This window comes from Sphingomonas sp. Leaf34, assembly GCF_001421805.1.
In the GTDB taxonomy this organism is placed as follows: domain Bacteria; phylum Pseudomonadota; class Alphaproteobacteria; order Sphingomonadales; family Sphingomonadaceae; genus Sphingomonas.
Genome location: NZ_LMLC01000001.1, coordinates 380433 through 406987, shown reverse-complemented (window position 1 = coordinate 406987; position 26555 = coordinate 380433). Strand labels below are relative to the sequence as shown.

The 26555-nt window shown below is 65.4% G+C and carries 22 protein-coding genes; 15 read left to right on the top strand and 7 right to left on the bottom strand.

The annotated features are described in order from the left end of the window. The first annotated feature begins 33 nt into the window (after positions 1-33). From sucD to ASF00_RS01830, 5 genes are all read left to right on the top strand, one after another. Entirely contained in the window at positions 34-918 is an 885-nt protein-coding gene (gene sucD / locus ASF00_RS01850; RefSeq protein ID WP_055873333.1) for a succinate--CoA ligase subunit alpha, read from the top strand. Between the two features lie 158 nt (positions 919-1076). Beyond that, positions 1077-4013 carry a 2-oxoglutarate dehydrogenase E1 component gene (locus ASF00_RS01845; RefSeq protein ID WP_055873331.1) on the top strand — a complete coding sequence of 979 codons (2937 nt, stop codon included), beginning with the start codon at positions 1077-1079 and terminating at the stop codon, positions 4011-4013. A gap of 122 nt (positions 4014-4135) precedes the next feature. Further along, positions 4136-5374 carry a 2-oxoglutarate dehydrogenase complex dihydrolipoyllysine-residue succinyltransferase gene (gene odhB / locus ASF00_RS01840; RefSeq protein ID WP_055873329.1) on the top strand — a complete coding sequence of 413 codons (1239 nt, stop codon included), beginning with the start codon at positions 4136-4138 and terminating at the stop codon, positions 5372-5374. A 127-nt stretch (positions 5375-5501) separates the two neighbouring features. Continuing rightward, positions 5502-6896, top strand: a complete 1395-nt coding sequence (gene lpdA / locus ASF00_RS01835; protein WP_055873322.1) for a dihydrolipoyl dehydrogenase — start codon at positions 5502-5504, stop codon at positions 6894-6896. Between the two features lie 1257 nt (positions 6897-8153). Then, positions 8154-9296, top strand: coding sequence for a GGDEF domain-containing protein (locus ASF00_RS01830; protein ID WP_156348136.1), 1143 nt, complete (start codon positions 8154-8156; stop codon positions 9294-9296). Positions 9297-9462: 166 nt separating this feature from the next. Here ASF00_RS01830 and ASF00_RS01825 read toward each other — a convergent pair whose 3' ends face one another. Next, positions 9463-9993 (bottom strand): hypothetical protein, encoded by a 531-nt coding sequence (locus ASF00_RS01825; RefSeq protein WP_156348135.1) that lies wholly within the window; start codon positions 9991-9993, stop codon positions 9463-9465. Positions 9994-10180: 187 nt separating this feature from the next. Here ASF00_RS01825 and uvrA point away from each other — a divergent pair, with 187 nt between their 5' ends. From uvrA to ASF00_RS01790, 10 genes are all read left to right on the top strand, one after another. Further along, a complete protein-coding gene (uvrA, locus tag ASF00_RS01820; protein ID WP_055873312.1) occupies positions 10181-13078 on the top strand; it encodes an excinuclease ABC subunit UvrA in 2898 nt (965 codons plus the stop codon). A gap of 50 nt (positions 13079-13128) precedes the next feature. Beyond that, on the top strand, positions 13129-13908 hold the full coding sequence (locus ASF00_RS17785) for an AAA family ATPase (RefSeq protein WP_082463162.1): 780 nt from the start codon (positions 13129-13131) through the stop codon (positions 13906-13908). Positions 13909-13934: 26 nt separating this feature from the next. Continuing rightward, entirely contained in the window at positions 13935-14450 is a 516-nt protein-coding gene (locus ASF00_RS17780) for an AAA family ATPase (protein ID WP_082463161.1), read from the top strand. After that, entirely contained in the window at positions 14451-15257 is an 807-nt protein-coding gene (locus ASF00_RS18205; protein WP_156348133.1) for an HNH endonuclease, read from the top strand. 124 nt (positions 15258-15381) lie between these two features. Continuing rightward, positions 15382-15714: a hypothetical protein gene (locus ASF00_RS01815; protein WP_156348132.1), complete on the top strand. Its 333-nt coding sequence runs from the start codon at positions 15382-15384 to the stop codon at positions 15712-15714. Between the two features lie 520 nt (positions 15715-16234). Then, positions 16235-17617 carry a hypothetical protein gene (locus tag ASF00_RS01810; protein WP_055873310.1) on the top strand — a complete coding sequence of 461 codons (1383 nt, stop codon included), beginning with the start codon at positions 16235-16237 and terminating at the stop codon, positions 17615-17617. Then, a complete protein-coding gene (locus ASF00_RS01805) occupies positions 17614-18078 on the top strand; it encodes a DUF3597 domain-containing protein (protein WP_055873306.1) in 465 nt (154 codons plus the stop codon). Before ASF00_RS01810 ends, ASF00_RS01805 begins: the two co-directional genes overlap by 4 nt. Positions 18079-18155: 77 nt before the next feature. Then, on the top strand, positions 18156-18569 hold the full coding sequence (locus tag ASF00_RS01800) for a glycine zipper 2TM domain-containing protein (protein ID WP_200910203.1): 414 nt from the start codon (positions 18156-18158) through the stop codon (positions 18567-18569). Between the two features lie 279 nt (positions 18570-18848). Then, the gene (locus ASF00_RS01795; protein ID WP_031394996.1) at positions 18849-19061 is read left to right on the top strand and encodes a cold-shock protein; all 213 of its coding nucleotides are present in this window, start codon (positions 18849-18851) and stop codon (positions 19059-19061) included. A 102-nt stretch (positions 19062-19163) separates the two neighbouring features. Then, entirely contained in the window at positions 19164-19394 is a 231-nt protein-coding gene (locus tag ASF00_RS01790; RefSeq protein ID WP_055873305.1) for a hypothetical protein, read from the top strand. 372 nt (positions 19395-19766) lie between these two features. Here ASF00_RS01790 and ASF00_RS01785 read toward each other — a convergent pair whose 3' ends face one another. The 6 genes from ASF00_RS01785 to queA all read right to left on the bottom strand — a co-directional run bounded on the left by ASF00_RS01785 (position 19767) and on the right by queA (position 26553). Beyond that, complete coding sequence (locus tag ASF00_RS01785; protein WP_055873303.1) at positions 19767-20726, bottom strand: cell wall hydrolase; 960 nt, start codon at positions 20724-20726, stop codon at positions 19767-19769. A gap of 153 nt (positions 20727-20879) precedes the next feature. Further along, a complete protein-coding gene (locus tag ASF00_RS01780; protein ID WP_055873300.1) occupies positions 20880-23708 on the bottom strand; it encodes a M16 family metallopeptidase in 2829 nt (942 codons plus the stop codon). Positions 23709-23716: 8 nt separating this feature from the next. Further along, entirely contained in the window at positions 23717-23914 is a 198-nt protein-coding gene (locus ASF00_RS01775) for a hypothetical protein (protein WP_056478078.1), read from the bottom strand. Beyond that, entirely contained in the window at positions 23911-25059 is a 1149-nt protein-coding gene (tgt, locus tag ASF00_RS01770; protein WP_082463160.1) for a tRNA guanosine(34) transglycosylase Tgt, read from the bottom strand. The genes ASF00_RS01775 and tgt overlap by 4 nt, the downstream gene beginning before the upstream one ends. 4 nt (positions 25060-25063) lie before the next feature. Further along, a complete protein-coding gene (locus ASF00_RS01765; RefSeq protein ID WP_055875210.1) occupies positions 25064-25519 on the bottom strand; it encodes a calcium-binding protein in 456 nt (151 codons plus the stop codon). An 8-nt stretch (positions 25520-25527) separates the two neighbouring features. Then, positions 25528-26553 (bottom strand): tRNA preQ1(34) S-adenosylmethionine ribosyltransferase-isomerase QueA, encoded by a 1026-nt coding sequence (queA, locus tag ASF00_RS01760; protein WP_055873298.1) that lies wholly within the window; start codon positions 26551-26553, stop codon positions 25528-25530. Between the last annotated feature and the right edge of the window lie 2 nt (positions 26554-26555).

Genomic DNA, 26555 nt, shown 5'->3' with positions numbered 1-26555 from the left:
GGCCTTCGCCGGGGTGGTAAGGAACGAGACAAGATGAGCATCCTCGTCGACAAGAACACCAAGGTCATCACGCAGGGCATGACCGGCGAAACCGGCAGCTTTCACACCAAGATGGCGCTGGAATACGGCACGCAGATGGTCGGTGGCGTGACCCCCGGCAAGGGCGGCACGACCCACCTCGACCTCCCCGTCTACAATACCGTCGCCGAAGCCAAGGCGATGACCGGCGCGACCGCGTCGGTCATCTACGTGCCGCCTCCCTTCGCCGCCGATTCGATCCTCGAGGCGATCGACGCGAACATCGAGCTGATCGTCGCGATCACCGAGGGCATTCCGGTGCTCGACATGGTCAAGGTCAAGCGCGCGCTGTCGGGTTCCAAGTCGCGCCTCATCGGCCCGAACTGCCCCGGCGTGCTGACCCCCGGCGAGTGCAAGATCGGCATCATGCCCGGCTCGATCTTCAAGAAGGGCTCGGTCGGCGTTGTCAGCCGTTCAGGCACGCTCACCTATGAGGCGGTCTTCCAGACGTCGAACGCAGGCCTTGGTCAGACGACCGCGGTCGGCATCGGTGGCGATCCGGTCAACGGCACGAACTTCATCGACGTGCTCGAGCTGTTCCTGGCGGACGACGAGACCCAGTCGATCATCATGATCGGCGAAATCGGCGGCGACGCCGAGGAGCAGGCCGCACAGTTCCTGATCGACGAGGCCAAGCGTGGCCGCAAGAAGCCGATGGCCGGCTTCATCGCGGGCCGCACGGCGCCTCCGGGTCGTCGCATGGGCCATGCCGGTGCGATCGTCTCGGGCGGCAAGGGCGATGCCGAGAGCAAGATCGCGGCGATGGAAGCTGCCGGGATCCGCGTCTCGGAAAGCCCCAGCCTGCTCGGCGAGACGCTGCTGAGCGTGTTGAAGGGCTGATTGTACTACCCCTCTCCCCCCGGGGAGAGGGAAGGAGCTGCCACTTGGCAGCGGAAGGGTGAGGGCACGTGACCGCCCGTGCCCTCACCCTCCCACCCGCAAGTGCGGGCGGGCCCCTCCCTCTCCCCCGCGGGGAGAGGGCACTGAGGACGAGAACGATGGGCTACGAAGGCCAGGATTTCAGCGATATCGCAGCCGGCGTCAGCCCGGCGTTCGTAGAGACGCTCTACGCCAAGTTCACCGCCGATCCGGCCTCGGTCGAATCCGGCTGGCGGACGTTCTTCGAGGATCTCGAAGGCTCCGCGCAGGGCCCGAGCTGGGAAAGCGCGCGCTGGCCGCTGACCACCACGGACGACCTCACCGCAGCACTCGATCCCACCCAGATGGAGCCCGCGCCCAAGCCCGCAAAGGGTGGCAAGCCCGCCCCCGCGGCTGCTGCGCCCGCGCCCGTCTCGAAGGACGAGATCGCCAAGGCCGCGGCCGACGCGATCCGCGCGCAGATGCTGATCCGCACCTACCGCGTCCGTGGTCATCTCGCCGCCAATCTCGATCCGCTGGGTCTCTCGAAGCGCGAGATGCCCGAGGATCTGAAGACCGAATATCACGGCTTCTCCGACGCCGACATCGACCGCAAGGTCTATCTTGGCGGCACGATGGGCTTCGAATGGGCGACCATCCGCGAGCTCGTCGACACGCTGCGCAAGAATTACTGCGGCAATGTCGGCCTCGAATACATGCACATCGCCGATGTCGAGGAGCGCCGCTTCCTCCAGGAGCGCATGGAGGGCCAGGACAAGGCGATCGAATTCTCCGTCGACGGCAAGAAGGCGATCCTCAACAAGGTCATCGAAGCCGAGCAGTGGGAGAAATTCCTCGGCAAGAAATATGTCGGCACGAAGCGCTTCGGGCTCGACGGCGGCGAGTCGATGATCCCCGCGCTCGAATCGGTCATCAAGTACGGCGGCCAGATGGGCGTGCGCGAGATCGTCATCGGCATGGCGCATCGCGGTCGTCTGAACGTGCTCGCCAACGTGATGGCGAAGCCCTTGCGCGTTATCTTCCACGAATTCGCCGGCGGCTCGGCCAACCCCGATGACATCGGCGGGTCGGGCGACGTGAAGTACCACCTCGGCACCAGCACCGATCGCGAGTTCGACGGCCACAAGGTTCATATGAGCCTCGTCGCGAACCCGTCGCATCTCGAGGCCGCCGATCCCGTCGTGCTCGGCAAGACGCGCGCGATCCAGACGCTCAACAACGACCTCAAGGACCATGTCGCTTCGCTGCCCGTGCTGATCCACGGCGACGCGGCGTTCGCAGGGCAGGGGATCGTCTGGGAGTGCCTCGGCTTCTCCGGCATCCGCGGCTACAACACCGGCGGCTGCGTCCACTTCATCATCAACAACCAGGTCGGCTTCACGACCTCGCCACAGTTCGCGCGCTCGTCGCCATACCCGTCGGACGTCGCCAAGGGCGTCCAGGCGCCGGTCTTCCACGTCAATGGCGACGATCCCGAGGCGGTCACCTTCGCCACCAAGATGGCGATGGAATTCCGCCAGAAGTTCCACCGCGACATCGTCATCGACATGTGGTGCTATCGCCGCTTCGGCCATAACGAGGGCGACGAGCCGTCCTTCACGCAGCCGCTGATGTACGACATCATCCGCAAGCACCCCGGCGTCTCGTCGGTGTACGGCAACCGCCTGATCAAGGAAGGCGTGATCGATCAGCCCTGGATCGACGAGAATGTGAAGCAGTTCACGCTCCGTCTCGAGGGCGAGTTCGAAGCGGGTTCGTCGTACAAGCCGAACAAGGCCGACTGGTTCGGCGGTCGCTGGTCCGGCCTCGGCGCGCCGACCGATCCTTCGTCCGCGCGCCGCAACATCGAGACGGGCCTCAGCAGCAAGCTGTTCGACTCGCTCGGCCGCACGCTGACGACCGTCCCCGACAGCGTGAAGATCCACAAGACGCTGGCGCGCGTGATCGATGCCAAGCGCGAGATGTTCAAGTCGGGCAAGGGCTTCGACTGGGCGACCGGCGAGGCGCTCGCGTTCGGCGGGCTTCTGTCCGAGGGCTATGGCGTCCGTCTGTCCGGCCAGGATTCGGGCCGCGGCACCTTCTCGCAGCGTCACGCGGTCTGGGTCGACCAGACCGACGAGCACAAGTACGTGCCGCTGCAGGAAATCGAGCACGGCAATTTCGAGGTGCTCGACAGCCCGCTGTCCGAGTACGGCGTGCTCGGTTTCGAATATGGCTATGCGCTCGCCGACCCGAAGACGCTGGTCCTCTGGGAGGCGCAGTTCGGCGATTTCGTCAACGGCGCGCAGATCATGATCGATCAGTTCATCACGTCGGGCGAGTCGAAGTGGCTCCGCGCCAACGGCCTCGTGATGCTGCTCCCGCATGGCTATGAAGGGCAGGGACCGGAGCACAGCTCGGCACGTCCCGAGCGCTTCCTCCAGTCCTGCGCGGACGACAATATCCAGGTCGCGAACTGCACCAGCCCGGCAAACTACTTCCACCTGCTCCGCCGGCAGATGCACCGCAACTTCCGCAAGCCGCTGATCGTGATGACCCCCAAGTCGTTGCTCCGTCACAAGCTCGCGGTGTCGAACGCCGAGGACTTCCAGGGCGACAGCCACTTCCGTCGTCTCCTGTCCGACACCAACGGTGCGGCCGACGTCGACACGAAGCGTCTCGTCCTGTGCACCGGCAAGGTCGCCTACGACCTGATCGAGGCGCGCGATGCGCACGGCGACACCGACACGCAGATCGTCCGCGTCGAACAGCTCTATCCCTTCCCCGGCAACCCGATCGCCGAGCGCGTCGCCCGGATGCCGAACCTGGAAGAGATCGTCTGGGCGCAGGAAGAGCCGAAGAACAACGGCTACTGGTTCTTCGTCGAGCCGCTGATCGAGGAGGCGCTGGCAACGGTGAATTCGCCCGTGAAGCGCGCGCGCTACGCCGGGCGCAACGCCTCGGCGTCGCCCGCGACCGGCCTGATGAAGCGTCACCAGGCCGAGCAGGGCGCACTCGTCGCCGACGCACTCGGCCACAGCGTCCGCGACGAAATCCGCCGCACCCGCGCATCGTAACACCGCCACCCTCACTGTTCCCCGGCGAAGGCCGGGGCCCAGTCGGGGGAGGCCAGTCGCTAAGAAATGACCTTTCCCACCTGGGCCCCGGCCTTCGCCGGGGAACGATAGGAAGATAGAAAATGGCAACCGAAGTCACCGTCCCCGTCCTTGGTGAATCGATCACCGAAGCCACCCTCGGCGAGTGGCTGAAGCAGCCCGGCGATCCCGTCGCCGTCGACGAGCCCATCGCCAGCCTCGAGACCGACAAGGTCTCGGTCGAGGTGCCGTCGCCGGTCGCCGGCGTCATGGGCCAGCACGCCGTCGCGGTCGGCGACACGGTGCAGGTCGGCGCGATGCTCGCCACGATCGACGCCGGTGACGGCGCCGCCGCAGCCCCCGCCAAGGCCCCCGAGCCCGCCGCCACGGCAACCCCCGCCAAGGACGAGTCCGGCGCAGGTTACGGCGATCAGCCCGGCGCCGGCACCAGCGACTCGCCCGCAGCGCTCTCCCCGTCGGTCCGCCGCGCGGTGCTCGAGCACGGCGTCGACCCGGGCACCGTCAAGGGCACCGGCCGCGACGGCCGCATCACCAAGGAAGACGTGACCGCCGCCGCCTCGAGCAAGCCTGCCCCCGCACCGGCCGCCGCGCCTGCGCCTGCAGCCGCCCCCGCCGCCTCTGGCCGTGGCGAAGAGCGCGTCCGCATGACTCGCCTGCGCCAGACGATCGCCAAGCGCCTCAAGGAAGCGCAGAACACCGCCGCAATGCTGACGACGTTCAACGACGTCGACATGACCGCGGTGATCGAGGCGCGCGCCAAGTACAAGGACCTGTTCGAGAAGAAGCACGGCGTCCGCTTGGGCTTCATGGGCTTCTTCGTGAAGGCCGCAACCATGGCGCTGCGCGATATCCCGTCGGTCAACGCGTCGATCGACGGTGACGACATCGTCTATCACGATTACGCCGACATCTCGGTCGCGGTCTCGTCGCCGGGCGGTCTCGTCGTCCCCGTGATCCGCGATGCCGACCAGATGTCGGTCGCGACGATCGAGAAGACGATCGGCGACTTCGGCAAGCGCGCCAAGGACGGCGCGCTCAAGATGGACGAGATGAAGGGCGGCACGTTCACCATCTCGAACGGCGGCGTGTTCGGCTCGCTGATGTCGACCCCGATCATCAACCCGCCCCAGTCCGCGGTCCTCGGCCTCCACCGCATCGAGGAGCGCCCGGTCGCGATCAACGGCCAGGTCGTCATCCGTCCGATGATGTACTTGGCACTCAGCTACGATCACCGCCTGATCGACGGCCGCGAAGCCGTGACGTTTCTCGTCGCGCTCAAGAACGCGATCGAAGATCCGACGCGCATCCTGATCGACCTGTAAGTATCTAACCACCCCGGCGCAGGCCGGGGCCCAGTGGGGAAGGCCGCGATGACGAAGCGCTTGGCCCTCCCCATATATCTCCCAACTGGGCCCCGGCCTGCGCCGGGGAAGTAAGAGAGAAGCGACAATGGCTGACTATGACTATGACGTCCTCGTAATCGGTGCGGGCCCCGGCGGATACGTCGCGGCGATCCGTGCCGCGCAGCTCGGCCTGCGAGTCGCCTGCGCCGAAAGCCGCGAGACGCTCGGCGGCACCTGCCTCAACGTCGGCTGCATCCCGTCCAAGGCGCTGCTCCACGCGTCCGAGCTGTACGAGGAGGCCAAGGGCGGCCACATGACCAAGTTCGGCGTCGAGTTCACCGGCGTCACGCTGAACCTCGACCAGATGCACGCCGAGAAGGCCAAGGCCGTCAAGGAACTGACCGGCGGCGTCGAATTCCTGTTCAAGAAGAACAAGGTCACCTGGCTCAAGGGCAAGGCCGCGTTCCAGGACGCGCACACCGTCGACGTCGCGGGCCAGAAGGTGACGGCCAAGAACATCGTCATCGCTACCGGCTCGTCGGTGATGCCGCTCCCCGGCGTCGAGGTCGACCAGACCACGGTCGTCGATAGCACCGGCGCGCTCGAGATCCCCAAGGTCCCCGAGCACATGGTCGTCATCGGCGGCGGCGTGATCGGTCTCGAGCTCGGCAGCGTCTGGCGTCGCCTCGGCGCCAAGGTCACCGTCGTCGAATATGTTGACCAGATCCTCCCCGGCTTCGACGGTGAAGTGCGTCGTGAATCCGCCAAGCTCTTCAAGAAGCAGGGCATGGAATTGAAGCTCTCGACCAAGGTCACCGGCGTGACGGTCGAGAACGGCGTCGCCACCGTTACCGTCGAGCCCGCTGCGGGTGGTGCATCCGAGACGATGACCGCCGACGCGGTGCTCGTCTCGATCGGCCGCAAGGCGAACGTCGACGGCCTCAACCTCGAAGCGATCGGCCTCGAGCTCAACAAGCGCGGCCAGATCGAGACCGACCACAGCTTTCGCACCAAGGTCGATGGCGTCTGGGCGATCGGCGACTGCGTCCCGGGCCTGATGCTTGCGCACAAGGCGGAGGACGAGGGCGTAGCGGTCGCGGAGAACATCGCCGGCCAGACGGGCATCATCAACGAGGACGTCATCCCGTCCGTCGTCTACACGATGCCCGAGATCGCCGGCGTCGGCCTCACCGAGGAAGCCGCGCGCGACAAGACCGAGATCAAGGTCGGCAAGTTCCCGTTCGCCGCGAACAGCCGCGCCAAGACCAACCGCGACACCGACGGCTTCGTGAAGGTCATCGCCGACGCCAAGACCGACCGTGTCCTTGGCGTCTGGATCGTGTCGAGCCTCGCGGGCACGCTGATCGCCGAAGCCGCCATCGCGATGGAATTCGGCGCGACCAGCGAAGACATCGCCTACACCTGCCACGCGCATCCCACGCATGCCGAGGCGATGAAGGAAGCCGCGATGGCGGTACAAGGCAAGCCCATTCACATCTAGCAAGCGCTGGATGTGGATCTATAGGGCTTGCCCGGCCGGCGGCGCTCCAGCGCCGTCCGACGGCAGGGGCTCTGCCCCTGTCCGGCCAAGCACGGTCCAGCCGAGTTTAGGAGGGCGTCGGTGGTAATCCCACCGGCGCCCTCCCTGCGTTTGCTGGGTGTGCAAAGGCGAAGATAGCGGCGAGCGAATGTAAGGCCGCTTCACTCCAACCGCAGTCGTCCTCCCAAGCCGTGAGGGACCTCAACCTATCCGTCATCCCGGCGAACGCCGGGACCCATGGACACTGCGGACCCGGCGATACCGTGCTGCCATTACCCGGTCCGCAACCATGGGTCCCGGCGTCCGCCGGGATGACGAGGGAGGGGTTGGGGACCAAAGGCATAGGTCGCGGGGAGCGGGGGCGGGGTTGGCGGGGAGCGAGGGCCGAGGGCCGAGCGCCGAGGTGGTGGGGAGCGGAGGCGGAGCTGGCGGCGCGAGACTGCATCCGCGCTTCGCCTCATCCGCAATCACCCTCCCAAACCTCGTGAGGGACCCACACCCCCCTCCGTCATCCCGGCGAACGCCGGGACCCATGGACACGGCGGACCCGGCGATACCGTGCTGCCATTATCTGGTCCGCAACCATGGGTCCCGGCGTCCGTCGGGATGACGAGGGAGGGGTTGGGGACCGAAGGCATGTCGCGGGGAGCGGGGGCGGAGGTGGCGGGGAGCGAGGACCGATGTGGTGGGGGAGCGGAGGCGGAGCTGGCGGCGCGAGACTGCATCCGCGCTTCGCCTCATCCGCAATCCCCCTCCCAAACCTTGTGATGGACCCACACCCCCCTCCGTCATCCCGGCGAACGCCGGGACCCACGGACACGGCGGACCCCGCGATACCGTGCTGCCATCACCCGGTCCGCAACCTGGGTCCCGGCGTCCGTCGGGATGACGGGGAAGAGTTGGGGAGCGAGGGCGGAGGTGGTGGGGAGCGGAGGCGGAGCTGGCGGCGCGAGACGGCATCCGCGCTTCGCCTCATCCGCAATCACCCTTCGAAACCTCGTGAGGGACCCACACCCCCCTCCGTCATCCCGGCGAACGCCGGGACCCACGGACACGGCGGACCCGGCAATGCCGTGCTGCCATCACCCGGTCCGCAACCTGGCTCCCGGCATCCACCGCAATGACGGGGGAGGGGGAGCCGCAGCAGCCCCCAACCGGAACCAATCCTTAGCAAAGCCGCGCTAGGACGCCGCCTGACGAACCAACAAGCAGGTCGCCGTGGCGCTGGATCTTACTACTCTCTACGTCGTTGCTGGCCTCGGCATGCTGGTCGCCGGCTTCATCCACCTCATTCCGCTTGCGACCGGCCGGTTCGGCGCATGGGCCGGCCTGTGGGGCGCCGGCCACCTCATCGCCGGTTGCGCGGCGTTGATGGCGGTGCTGAACGACCGGATCGGGCTCGCCTGGCTGCCCGGCATCGGCAACCCCGCGGTGGTGATCGGCTATGCCTTGATCGCGGGCGCGGTGATGCGGTTCAGCCGCCCCGACGCGCGCCTGATGCCGTTGCTCGGGATCGCACTGGTCTGCGGGCTACCCTTCTTGGTCATCCGCGACTCTGCGCAATTTCACCTTCGCGTCGCCTATCTCAGCGTCATCCGCGCCGCGTTCGACCTCGTCGTCGTCGTCGTCGCGATCCGCATGGCGCTCCGCGAGTCGCTCCAGACCGGCTGGATCATCGCCGCACTGTTCGCCATCACCGTCCCGATGTTCCTCGCTCGCGGTTGGCTCGCTTATGGCGACCGGATCGGCACGCGACTGACCGGCGTCCATGACGATATCGGCGCCTGGTTCGCCGCCGGCCAGATCGCCTTCATCATCTTCCGCGCCTTCTCGCTGCTGATCCTCCAGGCGGAGCGCGGCCAGAACGCGCTGCGCGACCAGATGGAGCGCGACTGGCTCACCGGCGCGCTCAACCGCGCCGGCCTCGACCGCGTCGCGCGCACGCTCGCCGACAGCGTGCGCGTGTCGGTGATGATGATCGACGTCGATCGCTTCAAGATGCTCAACGACACGCAGGGCCACGCCGCGGGCGACGCCGCGCTGCGCAACCTCGCCGACATCGTTCGCGACGTCCTCGGCCCGCAAGGTCATCTCGCCCGCTGGGGCGGTGACGAGTTCGTCTGCCTGCTCCCCGGCATCCCCGTCGAGCAGGCGAGCGCGCTCGGCACCCGCATGGCGACCGCGTTCGCGCAGACCATGACGCATCACGTCCCGATCGGCATCGCCCCCAGCATCAGCGTGGGCCTCATCGAGGACGCCGCCACCACGCCGCTCGCCACGCTCATCGCCCGCGCCGACCAGGCGATGTACGCCGTCAAGAGCGACCGTCGCGCACCAAGGCTCCTCGCCAAGGTCGCCTGACCAGATCGCGCGCCAATCCCGACCCCAACGATCCTCCCCCGTCAGGGGGAGGTGGCAGGCGCCAGCCTGACGGAGGGGGCGGCAGGCGCTGCCCGCCGTTGCGCGTCCTCCCCCTCCGACGCCTAAAGGCGCCACCTCCCCCTGGCGGGGGAGGATTCGACTCCGGTCAGGCTTTCGACGAGTCTGGCTTGGCGGGCTTGGTAAAGCCGGCGGCGAAGCGTTCGAGGCCCGCAGCCACCGAGTCGATCACCTTGGTCAATTCGGGCGGCAGCGCGGGGGCGTCGCTTCTCGGCGGGGTGGCGGTGTCGCCACCGAAGGGCCCGGTCCCGGTCGCCGCAGACTCCCGCGACGATTGCGTAGGCGACTCCGGCGGCGGCGGCGCGGACGATTCCGGCGTGGCCGCAGGCTTGGGCGGCTCCGGCGGGCGCGGCGCGGCGCCACGCGCGTCCTTCGCGGTGATCGCGTTCGCCGCCATCATCAGCCCCGCCGCGATCACCTGTCGCCCCGCCGGCGTTCCCATCTGCCGTGTCAGCGCCGCGGCGATGCCGGCGAACGGCGCCGCCCCGCCATGCTTAGGGTCGCCATGCTTGTGCTTCCCATGCTTGTGCGAGTCATGCGTGTGCGCGCCTCCCGCAGCCTGCGCCGTCCGCTCGGCCTCGCGTTCGCGCCGCTTTCGCTCGTCCTTCTTCTTGCCCATGCCGGCCTCCAAAGCTGTATTGTATATCCAATACACCATGTAAGTATCGCGCTGACGCACGACAATGCCCCCTTTCGCCGGCCGCCGACGTTACCCATCTCAGCACCCGATCGAATGGCGCCGTGCAGGCGTCGCTGCGCGCGAACACGTCTTGCCGCACGCGAACAAATATGGAACAGACCGCCTTATGCTGACCAAGATTTCCGTACGCGGCGCGCGCGAGCACAACCTCAAGGACGTCGACATCGACATCCCCCGCGACACGCTCACGGTGATCACCGGCCTCTCGGGCTCGGGCAAGTCCTCACTCGCGTTCGACACCATCTACGCCGAGGGCCAGCGCCGTTACGTCGAGAGCCTGTCCGCCTACGCGCGCCAGTTCCTAGAGCTGATGCAGAAGCCCGATGTCGACCATATCGAAGGCCTCAGCCCCGCCATCTCGATCGAGCAGAAGACGACGTCGCGCAACCCGCGCTCGACCGTCGCGACCGTCACCGAGATCTACGATTACATGCGCCTGCTCTGGGCGCGCGTCGGCATCCCGTACTCCCCCGCGACCGGCGAGCCGATCGCCGCGCAGACCGTCAGCCAGATGGTCGACCGAGTCATGGCGCTCCCCGAGGGCACGCGGCTGTACCTGCTCGCCCCCGTCGTCCGCGGCCGCAAGGGCGAGTATCGCAAGGAACTCGCCGAGTGGCAGAAGGCGGGCTTCACGCGCGTCCGGATCGACGGCACGATCCACGACATCGACGAAGCCCCCGCGCTCGACAAGAAGTACAAGCACGACATCGAAGTCGTCGTCGACCGCCTCGTTGTCGGCGGCGAGATCGCCACGCGCCTGGCCGAGAGCTTCGAAACCGCGCTGAAGCTCGCCGAGGGCCTCGCCTATGTCGACCCCGCGGACCCGGTCGAGCCGCACACGCCGAAATCGGAAATCCTCGGCAGCAACGCCCCCGACGGCCGCATCGTCTTCAGCGAGAAGTTCGCCTGCCCGGTCAGCGGCTTCACCATCTCCGAAATCGAACCGCGTCTCTTCTCGTTCAACGCCCCGCAAGGCGCATGCCCGGCCTGCGACGGCCTCGGCGAGAAACTGCTGTTCGACGAAGACCTCGTCGTCCCCAATCACATGCTCAGCATCAAGAAGGGCGCGGTCGTCCCCTGGGCGAAGTCCAACCCGCCCTCGCCCTATTACATGCAGGTCCTCGGCAGCCTCGCCCGCGAATACAAGTTCGACATCGAGACGCCGTGGGGCGAGCTCCCGCCAGAGGTCCAGCGCGTCATCCTGCACGGCTCGAAGGGCAAGCCCGTCACGCTCACCTTCATCGACGGCAAGAAGAAATACGACGTCTCCAAGCCGTTCGAGGGCGTCATCGGCAACCTCAACCGTCGCCTGCTCCAGACCGAGAGCGCGTGGATGCGCGAGGAGCTGAACAAATACCAGTCCGCCGCCCCGTGCGAGGTCTGCGCCGGCGCGCGCCTGAAACCCGAGGCGCTCGCGGTCAAGATCGCGATGAAGGACATCAGCTACGCCACGCACCTCTCGGTCGTCGACGCGCTCCAGTTCTTCACCGACATGCCGCAGCATCTCGGCGACCAGCAGAACGCGATCGCCGAGCGCATCCTGAAGGAAATCGTCGAACGCCTCGGCTTCCTAAACAATGTCGGGCTCGACTATCTCAACCTCGATCGCACGAGCGGAACGCTCAGCGGCGGCGAGAGCCAGCGCATCCGCCTCGCATCGCAGATCGGCAGCGGGCTGTCGGGCGTGCTCTACGTCCTCGACGAGCCCAGCATCGGTCTGCACCAGCGCGACAACGATATGCTCCTCAAGACGCTGCGGCGCCTGCGCGATCTCGGCAACACCGTGCTCGTCGTCGAGCATGACGAGGACGCGATCCGCACCGCCGATTACATCATCGACATGGGCCCCGGCGCAGGCGTCCGCGGCGGCCAGGTCGTGGCGCAGGGCACGCTCAAGCAGATCCTGAAGTCGAAGGGCAGCATCACCGCCGACTATCTCAACGGCACGCGCGAAGTGCCGGTCCCGGCCACGCGTCGCAAAGGCAACGGCAAGAAGCTCACCGTCCACAACGCCACCGCGAACAACCTGACGGGCGTCACCGCGAGCTTGCCCCTCGGAACCTTCACCTGCGTCACCGGCGTCTCGGGGTCGGGCAAGTCGAGCTTCACGATCGACACGCTCTACGCCGCCGCCGCGCGCGAGCTGAACGGCGCGCGCATCGTGCAAGGGAAACACGACAAGATCACCGGCCTGCAATATCTCGACAAGGTCATCGACATCGACCAGTCGCCGATCGGCCGCACCCCGCGCAGCAACCCCGCCACCTATACCGGCAGCTTCACGCAGATCCGCGACTGGTTCGCCGGGCTCCCCGAGAGCCAGGCGCGCGGCTACAAGCCCGGCCGGTTCAGCTTCAACGTCAAGGGCGGCCGCTGCGAGGCGTGCCAGGGCGACGGCGTGCTCAAGATCGAGATGCACTTTCTCCCCGACGTCTATGTGCAGTGCGACGTCTGCCACGGCGCGCGCTACAATCGCGAGACGCTCGAGGTGAAGTTCAAGGGCCACAGCATCGCCGACGTGCTCGACATGACCGTCGAGGACGCCGCCGAGTTCTTCAAGGCGGTCCCCCCGATCCGCGACAAGATGGCGATGCTGGTCGAGGTCGGTCTCGGCTACGTCAAGGTCGGTCAGCAGGCGACGACGCTCTCGGGCGGCGAGGCGCAACGCGTCAAGCTCGCCAAGGAACTCTCGCGCCGCGCGACCGGCAACACGCTCTACATCCTCGACGAACCCACGACGGGGCTGCATTTCGAGGATGTCCGCAAACTCCTCGAAGTCCTCCACGCGCTGGTCGAGCAGGGCAACACGGTGGTGGTGATCGAACACAATCTCGACGTCATCAAGACCGCGGACTGGGTGCTCGACCTCGGCCCCGAAGGCGGCGTCAAGGGCGGCGAGATCGTCGCCGAAGGCACGCCGGAGAAGGTCGCCAAGGCCAAGGGGAGCTTTACGGGGAAGTATCTGGCGCCGTTGCTGGAGAAGCGGGTGGTGGAGATTGGGTAGGTATAGACGCGACTCTGTTAGCTTTCTAACGTACTCGAGGGAGACACATCATGTACCTTCGCAAATTTCAGATCGAAAATATTCGATCAATAGATAATTTGACCCTTGATTTTGATAGAGGTCATGAGGCTGGCTGGCACGTGATTTTGGGATCGAACGGATCGGGTAAGTCGTCCGTTGTCAGATCTTTAGCATTGCTATGTATGGGCGAGAAAGAAGCGTATGCCGCGCGACAAGACTTCAGTCGATGGCTTCGTAGAGGTGCCGAGAGCGCCAAGATTACAGGCACATTCAGCTTCGATCGAGATTTCGATACCATATCTGGTGGCGGCTATCCATCGCCTAAACCGGTTGTTGCAGAAGCTGTCTTGACTGAAGACGATAATATGTTTTCTGAAGTGGTGAATATTTCCTACTCAGGTGAGCGCGTCAATCGTACAATTTGGGGAAGTGGGGCGGGTTGGTTTAGTGCGTCTTTTGGGCCATTTCGAAGATTTACTGGCGGTGACCGCCTATACGATCGGCTGTTTGTTTCAAATCGTAGACTTGCTCCCCATTTAACTGCGTTGGGGGAGGATGTTGCCCTTACCGAAGCGCTAACCTGGTTGACGAGCCTACATATACAGTCCTTGCAAGATGAGAAAAATAAATCTAGCGGGTCTCATGCTCAAGAGATCATGAATCTAGTAAAGAACTTTATAAATAATAGTGGTTTCCTTCCTCACAATGCAAAAATCGAAGAGGTTACGAACGAGTATGTATTTATTAAGGATGGAAACGATAACTACATAAATCTTGAGTCTTTGAGTGATGATACAGGTCAGCATTGAGCCTAGTTTTTGAACTTATACGGCAGATGTTTGAGTTGTATGGCTTCGATTTGGTTTTCAAATCGTTGTCGGAAGACGGGTCTACTATAAAGCTGCCTGGCGTCGTTGCTATTGACGAAGTTGACGCCCATTTACATCCAACATGGCAGCAGGAAATTGGTCGCTGGTTAACGACGTTTTTCCCTATGGTTCAGTTTATTGTAACTACCCACTCCCCAATCATATGCCGGGCAATCGCCCGCCAGGACGGTACGCAGGCGGGGTCGATATGGAAGCTTCCTGTTCCGGGAAGTGGTGCGGCATTCCAAAGAATTCGTGGGGTCGATTTTGACCAGTTGGTATTGGGTGATGTTCTTGATGCGTACTCAACAGAGCTGTTCGGTGCTCATGTAACTCGATCCAAGCTGGGTGGTGCTTTGCTTGAAAGGTTGGCCCGTCTGAACACAAAAGCAATAGACGAAGGTTTGACCGACGATGAGCGGACAGAAAGAAGGTCCCTTCGCCGAACCTTTCCTGCTGAGGCGACAGTGGGAGATGAATGAATGCTGAAATACTCTCCGCCGAATTTGAGTGAAGCTACTTTGGCGCAGCTGGAGGCATTGACTAATCGTGTCGTCAATCGTGTTGGCAGGCCAGATAAGTATGTAATAGCTTCCAGATTGTTTTCCGCGAAGCGCCCAGCCTCTGCTTTTGATGAAGTGAGGTCATCGCTCAAGAGCGTGGCCCCTCAGATCGATGCCTGCTACTATTGTGAAAGGGATCGGCATCGCGATATTGACCACATTATTCCAAAATCTATAGATCCTGCATTGGCGTTTGCATGGGAGAATTATGCGTTTTCATGCACTATATGCAATCAGGATGCCAAGAGGTCGAAGTATTCAGTCGTAAATGCGAATGGCGATCTGATAGATTGTCGCAATATTATTGGAACTGACTTAGAAAAGCCCGTCGGCGTTGATGCATTCATAAATCCACGCACCGAGGATGGTTTGGACTTTTTCGATCTGGATTTAGCTACCGGAATATTTGTAGTAAAACCAGATTTGGACAATATTTCGAGGGTTAGGGCGAACTTTACTCGCTCGACACTCGATCTCAATGCTGATGGTTTGTCGAGAACTAGGCGTGCCGCATATAGCGGCTTTGTCAGATACATGCATGCCGTTGATGACGCTATACATGATAACGACCAAGAAAGAGTAAATCGAATAATTCAAGAATTTGAGGAAATGGGTCATCCTACAGTAGTTAGAGAGGTGTGGCGACAAAGAAGTGATCTTGGTGATATAGGCGCGCTGGCCGAAAGGGTTGGTCACCTTCTTAATATTGTTCAGATTGGTGGCTAATAGCAAGTATAGCATCGGGCATTGAGTTGTGAAGAGAGCTCGGCATGTAGTCGAGGCGGTGCTTGGAACACCCCAGCGCCCCGGTCCGTTGAACCTCCCGAACCAACAACACCGGACCAACCCCATGCCCAAATTCGACCACCGCCACCCCCACCAGCCTGACCGCAAGCCCAAGCCCAAGACGTTCGGCCGCAACGCGCTGTCGATCGGCGCCGCGGCGATCGGGCTCGGCGGTGCGTTGCTCGCCGTCCTCCTGCGATCGAAGAAGAACCCCGCCGAGCATGCCGCGCCCGATCTCGCGCTCGACAAGCCCCGGCCCGGCGCAGACGATCGCGCGCCCGACGCGTTCCGCCCCGATCCCACCGCCGTCCCGACCAAGGCCGAGCGCGAGTCGCTCCGCCCCGCCACCGGCCCCGCGCCGTCGTTCGCGGCCGATCGTGGTTCGACGCTCGGCTAAGTTAGCCGGTCCACGCATCGTCTCCCCCTACGGCTACCTGTTCTCCCGCGAAGGCGGGAGCCCAGGATCAAGCAGGATGACGACCGTGGCACCTGGGCCCCCGCCTTAGCGGGGGAACTAGAAGGGCAGGGGCAACCGGCCGCCGGACATCGAAGGTCCGCCCCCCCCAATAAAAACCGCTGTCCTACACACCCCGACCCGGCATATCTGATCGGTCCTCTTCGCACAGCAGGAGGATCGATTATGCCAAACGCACCCACTCCGGCCAACCCGCAGCCGCCCCGCGCGCAAACCGAGCCGCCGATCCCTGCGCCATCACCCCCGCCGACCCACCAGCGAGCGCCAGCACCCCACGCGCGCCCGAACGACCGATCCCCGATCACGTCGCCGAAGAGGTCCGCCACGTCCTCGCCTGGATGGCGCATGTCGACGCAGGCCGGATCGGCCACCGCATCCCGGTCTCGCCCGAGATCGCCGCCAACCGCGATGCCTCGACCGCGCTCTTCCGGCGCCTGCGCAAGTGACCGCCCCCCTCGCACCCCTCGGCGCCAGCGACGCGCCCCCGCACGCCACCCCCACGCGCCCGCAAACCGCCGCCCATCCCGAAAACGCCCCGCCAGAGATCGCGCCCCTCCACTGCTACGCCCCGGCCACACCCGCGCGCTACACGCAGCGTAGCGACGGCTGGACGCCCGATCGCCAGCGCGGCTTTCTCGAACGCATCGCCGAGGGCGCCACCGTCGACGAGGCCAGCGCCAGCGTCGGCCTCTCGCCGGGGGCCGCCTATGCGCTGCGGCGCCGCGCGGCGGGCGCGGCGTTCGCGCTCGGCTGGGACGCCGCCAGGCTCGTCGCGCGGCCGGCCGTCGCCGAGACGCTCTTCCTCCGCGCGATCGCCGGCCAGACCGAGCGCGTCACCCGCCCCGACGGCGAGGTGATCGAGCGCCACCGCTATGACAACCGCCTCGCCATGGCGCTGCTCAACCGGCTCGATCGCCACGCCGACGCGACCGAGGCCGCCAACGCCGCCACGCGGATGGTCGCTACCGAATTCGACGCCTTTCTCGACGTCATCGCGGGCGACGCGAGCCCCGCCCGCGCGGGCCTGTTTCTCGGCGAGCGCCTCAAGACCGACGCGACGATCGAGTCGGCAACCGAGCAGGGGGCAGCGGGGGCGGCACTGGCGCCGATCCTCGCGCTCGCCCGCGCCGATCGCTGGCTGCGCACCGGCGCGGGGCTCGCGTCCGAGATCGCGATCGCCGATCTCGATCCCGCCGCGCGCGCCGGCTGGACCGCGGCGCAATGGGCACGCGCCGAAGCCGTCGGCCTGCTCCGCCTCGCGCCCGACCCCGAACCTCCGATCGCGCCCCCCGCTGTCCCTCCCGCTGGCTCCGCTGCCCCTGCGCCAGCGTCTGCACTTTGTGAACTTCACTCGGATCTGCACGAGGGTCGCGTCGGCGACAGCCCGGTCTGGTACGACCCGATCGGCGATGGCTGGCGCACCAGTTTCCCGCCGCCCGGCGACTTCGATGGCGACGAAGGCAGCGATTTCGGCGATGACGGCTATAGCCGCGCCTGCTCGGCGGACGAGGCGATCATCCTCGATACCCCCCGCGATCGCGAGATCGCGGCGCGGCGCGTCGTGGAAGCCGCGGACCGCGATGCGTGGTTTCTCGGCTATGCGGTCGATGCCGGGTTGGTCGACGCGGACCGCCTGCCGGCGATCGGCGACACGGACGCGGACCGCGTCGCCGGGCTCGCCTGGGCGTTCGATTCGCACCGCTCGGGCGATCTGGACGCCCTGGAGGACGTACCCGACATTGCCGCCCCGCGGGACGCTGAACCCAAACCGCCGACCGGGCGTTCTCCCGCCGCTACCTATCCATTTGACGGAGATCCCCCATGAGCATTTTCAGCAAGATCAAGTCCGCCATCTTCGGCGAAAAGGGCCCGCTGGGCAGCGGCCATTTCGGCACGCCCAAGCCCGAGGCAGCGCCTGCGCCCGCCCCGCAGACCACCGCCCCGCAGACGACCGCCCCGCAGACGACCGCCGCCCAGCCAGCGCCGACGCCCGCGCCCGCCCCGACGCCGCAGGCCGCCCCCGCCCAGTCGGTCGACGTCGAGGCTGTCCTCTCGGGCATCGCGTCGAAGAAGGGCTCCGATCTCAACTGGCGCACGTCGATCGTCGATCTGATGAAGCTGCTCGATCTCGATTCGAGCCTCGCCAACCGCAAGGAGCTCGCCACCGAACTCGGCTACACCGGCGAGAAGGACGGCAGCGCGGAGATGAACATCTGGCTGCAAAAGGCGGTGATGCGCGAGCTGGAGAAGAACGGCGGCACCGTGCCCGCCACCCTCAAGGACTGAGGCGACTTTCGGCGCCGGCAACCAAATCCCGGCGCCGATCATTACGCAAATACATCAACCCTCTGAAAGGACACGAAATGCGCGTTGCGATGCTGGGCCTGCTGGCCGCCTCCACCATGGTTGCCGGCTGCGTCGGCGACGGCGGCAGTCGCTATGGCGTCGACCCGCGCTATCGTTCCTACGACTATAACGCGCCCGACCCCGCTTATGGCGGCTATGACGCGGGTCGCTACTATCGCGACGACCGTCGCTACCGCGAGCGTCGCCTGTCGAGCAACGACCGCGTCTATCGCGGCAATGACGGCCGCTATTATTGCCGCCGCGACGACGGCACCACCGGGCTGATCGTCGGCGGAGTCGCGGGCGGCGTGCTCGGCAACATCATCGCGCCGGGCGGCTCGGGGTTGCTCGGCACGGTCCTCGGCGCGGCCGGGGGTGCGCTTGCCGGGCGTGCGGTGGATCGCTCGAACAACGATACCCGCTGCCGCTAAATCGCTCGACCGGCGCCGAAATATCGGCGCCGGTCGACCCAAAGTTATACCGCTCCGCGGCGCGGTGGCGAAAATAATCTATGCGTCTTTCGATGTAATTCCGGACTGATTTGACCGGCAAGATTTGCAATTCCGGCGGTCTTGGCCCATATAGCGCTCAGCTACAGTCGCACATCGACGGTTCTTGGCGCTTTGCGGCACCTTTCTCCTTCTTTCCCTGCTCCGCGGCACAGGGTCGCTCGAACGTCGGGTTACCCCATACTAAGAAGGAGCCACTTCATGGCTATCACCGGAACCGTCAAATTCTTCAACGCCGACAAGGGCTATGGCTTCATCGCGCCGGATGGCGGCGGCAACGATGCATTCGTGCACATCACCGCGGTTGAGCGCGCCGGCATGCCGACGCTGAACCAGAACCAGCGCGTCACCTACGAGCTCGAGCCCGACAAGCGTGGCAAGCAGTCGGCCGTGAACCTCCAGCCAGCCGATTGATCTCGTTGGCGGAGCAATCCGCCACCTGATCTCGGTTGCGGTGCGGCGGTCTTCGGATCGCCGCATCAACCCTTTTTTACTCTCCCGCAGGAGCGCATCAGCATGGCCGATAATCCAGAATTTTACCGGGCCCGCGCTGATGAAGAGCGTCGCAACGGCGATGCCGCCCTCCTCGACAATGTCCGCGACCGCTGCCGCCGCGCCGAAAAGGCCTGGGATGACATGGCATCGCGCGCCGAGCGCACCCAGATTCTCCGTGCCGCCCGCGAAGCCGCCCCTCCCGGTGGCGAACGCATGATGATCGGCGCGCCGTCGATGGTCCCCGCCGAGTAGGCGCACCATTCATCCTCAATAGCGCTAAAGGAACCCGGGTGTTGCAATTCACTCGGGTTTTGCTTTGTCCGATCAGGTCGGCAGTTGCTCACCTCCGACGAAATCTCGTCCGGCATCTCACAAAGCCCAAAAGGCCCGCCAAACCGCAAGACCTCCGGCACTGCGGTGAAGTACGCAAAGTCGGTCGAAGCGAAGACCATCCGCGGCCTGGCACGAACGGATCTTGGTGCAGAACGACGTCGGGCGGTACGTCAGCGCCGCTGCCGGGGGTCCGACGTGCAACAGGGCGGGCAACAGCGTCCGCCTGATAGCTCTGCGATAGCTTGCAGGATCTTCTGAAATCCCGGCGTCAGGTGAAAACCGTCGCCTGGCCTATTTCAGCGGCGTCCCAGAATCTTTCCACCGGTCGAGAATCTGCGATTCCGGCGTCAGCATGTCGACGGCCACCGGCGCCGAGGTCCTGGCGTCTGCAACCACCACCGGCGTGGACGGCGTGGCGACCTTAACGGCCGCCGCCGTGGCGGCGGCGATCATCTGTGGCGTCGGTGCCGAAGGGGTGACCGGCTGCACGGTCATGTGTGGACCCGGGAGCGGCTCGCCACCGGCATAGCGCTGGCTGAACGCCGCCGAGGTGCCCCAATACCCCTTCCACCGATGGAAAAAGTGCGCACCCACCACGTCGGTCATGACCATGCTGCGGTTCCACGCCGGCGTCACCGCATAGGTATGGTAGTGCGTCGCCAATCCGACTGGGACGTAGACATAACCGGCGAGCGCCATTCCCGCGGCGCGCGCCGCTCGCAGCCACGCCGCACGCGCCGGGATGCGCGCCATCGCCCCGTCGCAAGCAAAGCTGAACTGGCAGCCGGCATGCTCGGACCCTTGATACACCACGCCGCACACCGTCCCCGGAAACGCAGGATGGCGCGCGCGGTTGAGAATGACCTGCGCCACCGCCTGTTGCCCGGCATCGGGTTCGGATGCGGCCTCGTAATAGATTGCGGCGGTAAGGCACTGGATCGCGCGGTCACGGTCGATCGTCGACGCGCTCGCCATCGAGAACGGCCGAGCGGCCACCACGCCGGCATCCAGCACCGCTCCAGCCGGAATTGGCAAGGCGGGAAGGTCGATCGTGCCGGTCACACCGATGGCGGGGGCTGCGATTTCCTGATTGGGAGAGGTCGACAATGCCGAAACGGGCGTCGCCGTAGCGACGATCGCCTGATCCCGTGCGGCGTTCCGAGCGGAAATTCGGCGCAGCGCGGCGTTTGCCGACATGCCGGCGCCGATCACCAGCACCATGGCGACCATCGCCCACCAGATGCGGCGCATCAACCGAACCGTCTGCACCCTAACGCGCACCGTGCTACCTCGAATCTACCAGTGACGAAAATGCCCCGATGAGCATGAACGTCCCGTATAGCTGACATCGCGTGCAGGATCGCCCACCGATTCCATCCGTCCCACCTCGGGACGATCTGTGCGCTACCGCAGGGCTGGCGTATCGAGGTTCAGCGCGGCTTCGGGAATGACTTCGACGCTCGGATAGGCCTTGCGCAGCGGCGCGATGAACTGTTTCGCGTCGCCGACCACGACGATGCTAGCCGCCTTTGGATCGAGCAGCGCGACCGCCGCCGACTGCACCGCTGCCGGATCGACCGCGCCGACGGCGCCGGTGAACCGCTGAAGTTCGTCGAGCGGCACGCCATTTTGAACATAGGAGCCGACAATATTGGCAATGCCGCCGGTCGTTTCGATTCCGCGGCCGAAATTGCCGATCAGAACCGCTTTGCGCGTATCGAGTTCGGCTGCAGGTACAGAGGCGGACCCCATCCGCGCCATCTCCGCGACGATCAGCGTAACGACGTCGGCGGCGGTCGGGTTCTTGGTCTGCGTTTTTGCCGCGATCGTGCCCTGTGTCTTTCCGACGTCCAAGCCGCTGCCTGCACCATATGCCAGCCCGCGCTTGATCCGGATCTCCTGGTTCAGGCGCGACGAGAAGCCGCCGCCCAGCACCGTATTGGCGACCGCAAGCGGGTAATAGCGCGCATCCGATCTGGGTATCGCCGGCCGCGCGACGATTACGCCCGCCTGACCGGCTTCGGGCATGTCGACGACGATGACGCGTGGCTTGGGATAGATCGGCATCACCGCGGCCGCTGCCCCGCCCGTTGAGCTCCATTCGCCGAACTGCGCCTCCGCCAAGACCTTGGCGCGCGCTGGCGTAACGTCGCCGACCATAATCAGCGTTGCCTGATCCGGCTGGAAACTGCGCGCATAGGCGGCGGTGATGTCACTGCGCGTGATTGCCTTGAGCGACAGCGGCGTGCCGCCCGAGGGCGCACCATAACGCGACGCACCGAACACGGCGCGATCCGCCACTAGCCCGGCGAGCTGTGCCGGATCCTTCAGCGACAGCGTCACCGCATCGATCTGCTGGGTCCGCGCCCGCTCGAGTTCCTCGGGTACGAAAACCGGGTTGATGGCGACGTCGGCAAGGATCGCCATCGCCGGCGCCAACTGGTCGGATTTTACCGTCACGTCGACCGATGCACCATCGCTCGCGGCGTCGCTGCCGATCGAACCGCCGAGCCCTTCGATAGCGCGCGCGATCTGCGTGGCCGATCGCGTCTTCGTGCCCTTGGTAATCAGGTCCGCCGCCAAGCTGCTCACGCCCGCGCGGTTTACGGGATCGGATGCGCTGCCACCGCTGGTGACGAGGTAGGCGGTCACGATCGGCAGGTCATGTCGCTCCACCGTCACCAGCCGCATGCCATTGGCGAGACGAACTTCGACCGGGTGCGGAACCGTCGGTGAGACTGGCTTCCCCGGTGCAGGCGGCTTGATGCGCTGGCCTTCGAGCGCCGGCGTCACGATTTCGATAGTCGCAGGCGCCTTCAGATCGGCGACCTTCACGGTCGGCGCTATCGCGATCGAATCCGCAACACCGGCCGCCGGCTTTGCGGCGATCGGCATATACCGGATCGTCGCCGACTGGTTGTCGGCAAGGTATTTCCGCGCCACCCGCTGGATGTCGGCAGGGGTGACCCGCGCTATCGCCGCCAGTTGCGTGTCCGCCGCCGCAGGATCGCCGTCGACAAGCACCGCCGCCGCCAGCGTGCTCGCCTTGCCCTCGGCGGTCTCGCGAGACTGGATCGACTGGGTCAGGATCTCGTTCTTCGCCTCGGCCAGTTCGGCGGCAGTCACCGGCGCATCGCGGAACCGCGCGATCTCGCGCTTGAGTGCAGCCTCGCCCGCCTCGACCGTCTTGCCACCCGCCAGGATCGCATAGATGACCATGTTGCCGGTCGCCTGCTTGGTGTCGAGAAACGCCTCCGCGGACTGCGCGAGCTGGTCGCGGTACACGACGGTCTCGTACAGGCGCGAACTTTCGCCCGTTGCCAGCACCGCCTTCAGCACCATCAGCGCTGGGATATCGTCATCGCGGTCCGGTGGCAGATGATAGCTGAGCAGCACCGCGGGCAGCGGCGTGTTGGGCTCGTACACGGTCCGCGTGACGGCCTTCGTCCGCGCCGGTTCCGCCACCGTCACGCGCGGGATCGCCGTGGATGGCGTCTTGATGCCGGCGAAATACCGGTCGACCCAGATGTTCAGCTGCGCCGGGTCGAAATTGCCCGAGACAACGAGGATCGCGTTGTCCGGCCGATAATAGGTCGCATGGAACGCCCGGACGTCGTCGATTCCTGCGGCTTCCAGATTTTCGAGGCTACCGATACCCGGCCGCGCATACGGGTGCACCTGATAGGCAAGTTCGGGATAATAGATCGAGAACAGCTTGCCATAAGGCTGTGCGAGCGTCCGCTGGCGCAGTTCCTCCTTCACCACGTCGCGCTCCGAGCCGAAGCTCTTGGATTCGACGACGAGGCTCGCCATCCGATCTGCCTCCGCAAACAACAGCCGCTGAAGGTGGTTGGCGGGGATCACCTCGTAATAATTCGTATAGTCGTCGTTGGTCGACGCGTTGTTGTAGCCGCCCACGTCCTCGGTCAGCCGGTCCATCTGCTCCGACACCAGATTGCGCGTCGACTTGAACATCAGGTGCTCGAACATGTGCGCAAAGCCGGACTTGCCCTTGGGGTCGTCCTTCGAGCCCACGTCGTACCAGACCTGCACCGATACGTTCGGCGTGCCGGTGTCGCGAATCGCGTACACGCGCAGGCCATTGGGCAGGGTGCGCTGGGTATAGGCGATCGGCTTGACCGCAACCTGTGCCGGGGCGGGCGCTGCCTGCGCCACCGCCGCTACGGGAAGACATGCTGCGGTCAGCAGCAGAGCGTAGCGGAGGAGGCGCATAGAGGTCCTTACTTGTTGCGGTTGGCGAATAGCACGGCGCCCGCGATCGCCGCCGAGCCGATGCCGACGCCCAGGCCGATCTTCGCGAGCGGCCAGCTCTTCGACTTCTCGGCCGCCGCCTTGGCGACGGCTTCGGCCTGCTGCTTGGCTTCCTTCGCCGCGGCGAGGATCTCGTTGGGGGTGTCGCTGTCGATCTTGATGGTCACTTGGGCTCTCCTTCACTCTTCCGAGCATACACCGCCCGGAATTCATTCGCGAACTGCGTCAGCGTTCCCGCGGCGATCGCCGCCCGCAGATCCGCCATCAGCGTTTCGTAGAACCAGATGTTATGCTCGGTCATCAGCATCGCGCCAAGCATTTCGCCCGACCGGACGAGGTGATGCAGATACGCCCGGCTCCAGACCGCGCAGACGGGGCAGGGGCAGGCGGGGTCGAGCGGCTCGGTATCCTCGGCGAACTTCGCGTTGCGGATGTTGATCGGCCCGGTCCGCGTGAAGGCCTGGCCTGTCCTGCCGGACCGCGTGGGCATCACGCAATCGAACATGTCGATCCCGCGTTCGACCGCGCCGACGATGTCGTCCGGCTTGCCGACCCCCATGAGATACCGTGGCTTGTCGACCGGCAACTGGTCCGGCGCGAAGTCGAGGCAGCCGAACATCGCCTCTTGGCCTTCGCCGACCGCGAGCCCACCGACCGCATAGCCGTCAAAGCCGATATCGATCAGCGCATCCGCCGATGACTTCCGGAAACCTTCGTTCAGGGCGCCCTGCTGGATTCCGAAGATCGCGTTGTTCTCGGCATGCGCCTCGCCCGCGTCGAACGCCGCGCGAGACCGCTTCGCCCAACGCATCGATCGCTCCATCGCCGCGGCCTGCACCTCGCGCGTCGAGGTCGTCGGCACCAGTTCGTCGAACGCCATGACGATGTTCGAGCCGAGCAGCCGCTGGATCTCGATCGACCGCTCGGGGCTCAGCAGATGCCGCGTCCCGTCGAGATGCGACTTGAACGATACGCCTTCCTCGGAGCGCTTGGTCAGATCGGCGAGACTCATGACCTGATAGCCGCCGGAATCGGTCAGGATCGGCTTCGACCAGCCCGAAAACGCGTGCAGCCCGCCCAGCCGAGCGACGCGCTCGGCGCCCGGCCGCAGCATCAGGTGATAGGTGTTGCCGAGGATGATGTCCGCGCCCGCCCCGACGACGTCGGCGGGCTTCATCCCCTTGACCGTCGCCGCGGTGCCGACCGGCATGAACGCCGGCGTGCGGATGTCGCCGCGCTGCATCGCGATGACGCCGGTGCGCGCCTTGCCGTCGGTGGCGGCGATGGTGAAGTCGAAACGAGGGCGGGTCATGATCTCAGTTTTTCTTGCGGATGCCGTAGCGATCGCCGATCGGCGCGCCGCGAATGGTGATGAGGTCGGCGCGAGTCAGCGCGCCGTCCTTTTGACGGTCGAACCGCGTGAAGAACTGCACGAACCGTGCTTGCAATTCGGCCAGCGTTATGCGGTTGTCGCCGTCGCGATCGACCTCGAACGGGCTCGGCAACGCGTTGCGATCGCCCAGCCACGCCTGCGCCCAGTCGGCATAGGCGATGTACCCGATCGATCCAGTCGCGGCGCCCTCGGCGGTCGCATAGCTCCGCGCGACGCCTGCAGTCAGTTCGGCCTGCGTAACCCGCCCATCGCCGTTCGCGTCGCACGCGGCAATGAATAGCGCGGCGGGCTCTGCGAAGATCGTCGCGGGTGGCTGTGGCGTGCCGGCGGGCGGCGACGCGGCGACGATGGCCTGGAGCAGAGCGAGGGCGAGCAGCATGCCGCCCGTCATGGCAGCAGAAGCGAGGCGTCGCCATAGCTGTAGAAGCGATACTTCTCCGCGATCGCATGCGCATACGCCGCCTGCATCCGCTCGCGCCCCATGAGCGCCGACACCAGCATGAACAGCGTCGAGCGCGGCAAGTGGAAGTTTGTCATCAGTCCGTCGATCCCGCGGAACCGGTATCCCGGCGTGATGAAAATCGCGGTGTCGCCGTCGAACGGCCGAATGACGTCGTCTTCGCCGGTCGCACTCTCGATCAACCGCAGCGACGTCGTCCCGATTGCGATCACGCGCCCGCCCGCCGCCCGTACGGCGTTGAGCCGATCCGCGGTCGCGGCATCGATCCGGCCCCACTCCGCGTGCATCCGGTGCTCGGTCGTATCGGTCGCCTTGACGGGCAGAAACGTTCCCGCGCCAACGTGCAGCGTCAGCGTCGCATGACCAATCCCCGCAGCCTCCAGTGACGCCATCAACGCCGGCGTGAAATGCAGCGCCGCGGTCGGTGCCGCGACCGCGCCCGGCTCGGACGCGAACATCGTCTGGTAATCGTCCGCATCGCGGTCATCGGTCGGACGTTTGCCGGCGATATACGGGGGCAGGGGCATGTGACCCGCGCGCTCCAGCAACAGCTCGACCGGCTCGTCGCCCGCGAATACCAGCGCGTAGCTGCCGTCGTCTTCGCGATCGACCGCGGCCGCGCTGACGCCGTTGCCGAAGTCGATGACGTCGCCGTCGCGCAGCCGCCGCGCATTGCGGATGAACGCGCGCCACCGCCGCGGCCCCTCGCGCTTGTGCAGCGTCGCGCCGATCTTCGCATCGCCGCGCCGCCCGTCGAGTTGCGCCGGGATCACGCGCGTATCGTTGAACACGAGCATGTCGCCGCGCCGCAGCAGCGACGGCAGATCGGACACGCCCGCATCGCGCGTGGCGTCACCTTCGAGTACCAGCATCCGCGCAGCATCGCGCGGCACCGCAGGGCGGAGCGCGATGTTGTCGGCCGGCAGGTCGAAGTCGAAAAGGTCGACGTTCAACG

Bases quoted from the DNA above. Each gene is read 5' to 3' on its own strand.
- ASF00_RS01815 (WP_156348132.1), top strand. From the start codon at position 15,382: ATGCCCAAATTCGACCACCGCCACCCCCACCAGCCTGACCGCAAGCCC.
- ASF00_RS17780 (WP_082463161.1), top strand. From the start codon at position 13,935: ATGTTTGAGTTGTATGGCTTCGATTTGGTTTTCAAATCGTTGTCGGAA.
- ASF00_RS01765 (WP_055875210.1), bottom strand. From the start codon at position 25,519: ATGCTGCTCGCCCTCGCTCTGCTCCAGGCCATCGTCGCCGCGTCGCCG.
- ASF00_RS01780 (WP_055873300.1), bottom strand. From the start codon at position 23,708: ATGCGCCTCCTCCGCTACGCTCTGCTGCTGACCGCAGCATGTCTTCCC.
- ASF00_RS01800 (WP_200910203.1), top strand. From the start codon at position 18,156: ATGCGCGTTGCGATGCTGGGCCTGCTGGCCGCCTCCACCATGGTTGCC.
- ASF00_RS17785 (WP_082463162.1), top strand. From the start codon at position 13,129: ATGTACCTTCGCAAATTTCAGATCGAAAATATTCGATCAATAGATAAT.
- ASF00_RS01795 (WP_031394996.1), top strand. From the start codon at position 18,849: ATGGCTATCACCGGAACCGTCAAATTCTTCAACGCCGACAAGGGCTAT.
- ASF00_RS01790 (WP_055873305.1), top strand. From the start codon at position 19,164: ATGGCCGATAATCCAGAATTTTACCGGGCCCGCGCTGATGAAGAGCGT.
- tgt (WP_082463160.1), bottom strand. From the start codon at position 25,059: ATGACCCGCCCTCGTTTCGACTTCACCATCGCCGCCACCGACGGCAAG.
- ASF00_RS01825 (WP_156348135.1), bottom strand. From the start codon at position 9,993: ATGGGCAAGAAGAAGGACGAGCGAAAGCGGCGCGAACGCGAGGCCGAG.
- odhB (WP_055873329.1), top strand. From the start codon at position 4,136: ATGGCAACCGAAGTCACCGTCCCCGTCCTTGGTGAATCGATCACCGAA.
- ASF00_RS01805 (WP_055873306.1), top strand. From the start codon at position 17,614: ATGAGCATTTTCAGCAAGATCAAGTCCGCCATCTTCGGCGAAAAGGGC.
- ASF00_RS01785 (WP_055873303.1), bottom strand. From the start codon at position 20,726: ATGCGCCGCATCTGGTGGGCGATGGTCGCCATGGTGCTGGTGATCGGC.
- sucD (WP_055873333.1), top strand. From the start codon at position 34: ATGAGCATCCTCGTCGACAAGAACACCAAGGTCATCACGCAGGGCATG.
- ASF00_RS18205 (WP_156348133.1), top strand. From the start codon at position 14,451: ATGCTGAAATACTCTCCGCCGAATTTGAGTGAAGCTACTTTGGCGCAG.
- uvrA (WP_055873312.1), top strand. From the start codon at position 10,181: ATGCTGACCAAGATTTCCGTACGCGGCGCGCGCGAGCACAACCTCAAG.
- ASF00_RS01845 (WP_055873331.1), top strand. From the start codon at position 1,077: ATGGGCTACGAAGGCCAGGATTTCAGCGATATCGCAGCCGGCGTCAGC.
- lpdA (WP_055873322.1), top strand. From the start codon at position 5,502: ATGGCTGACTATGACTATGACGTCCTCGTAATCGGTGCGGGCCCCGGC.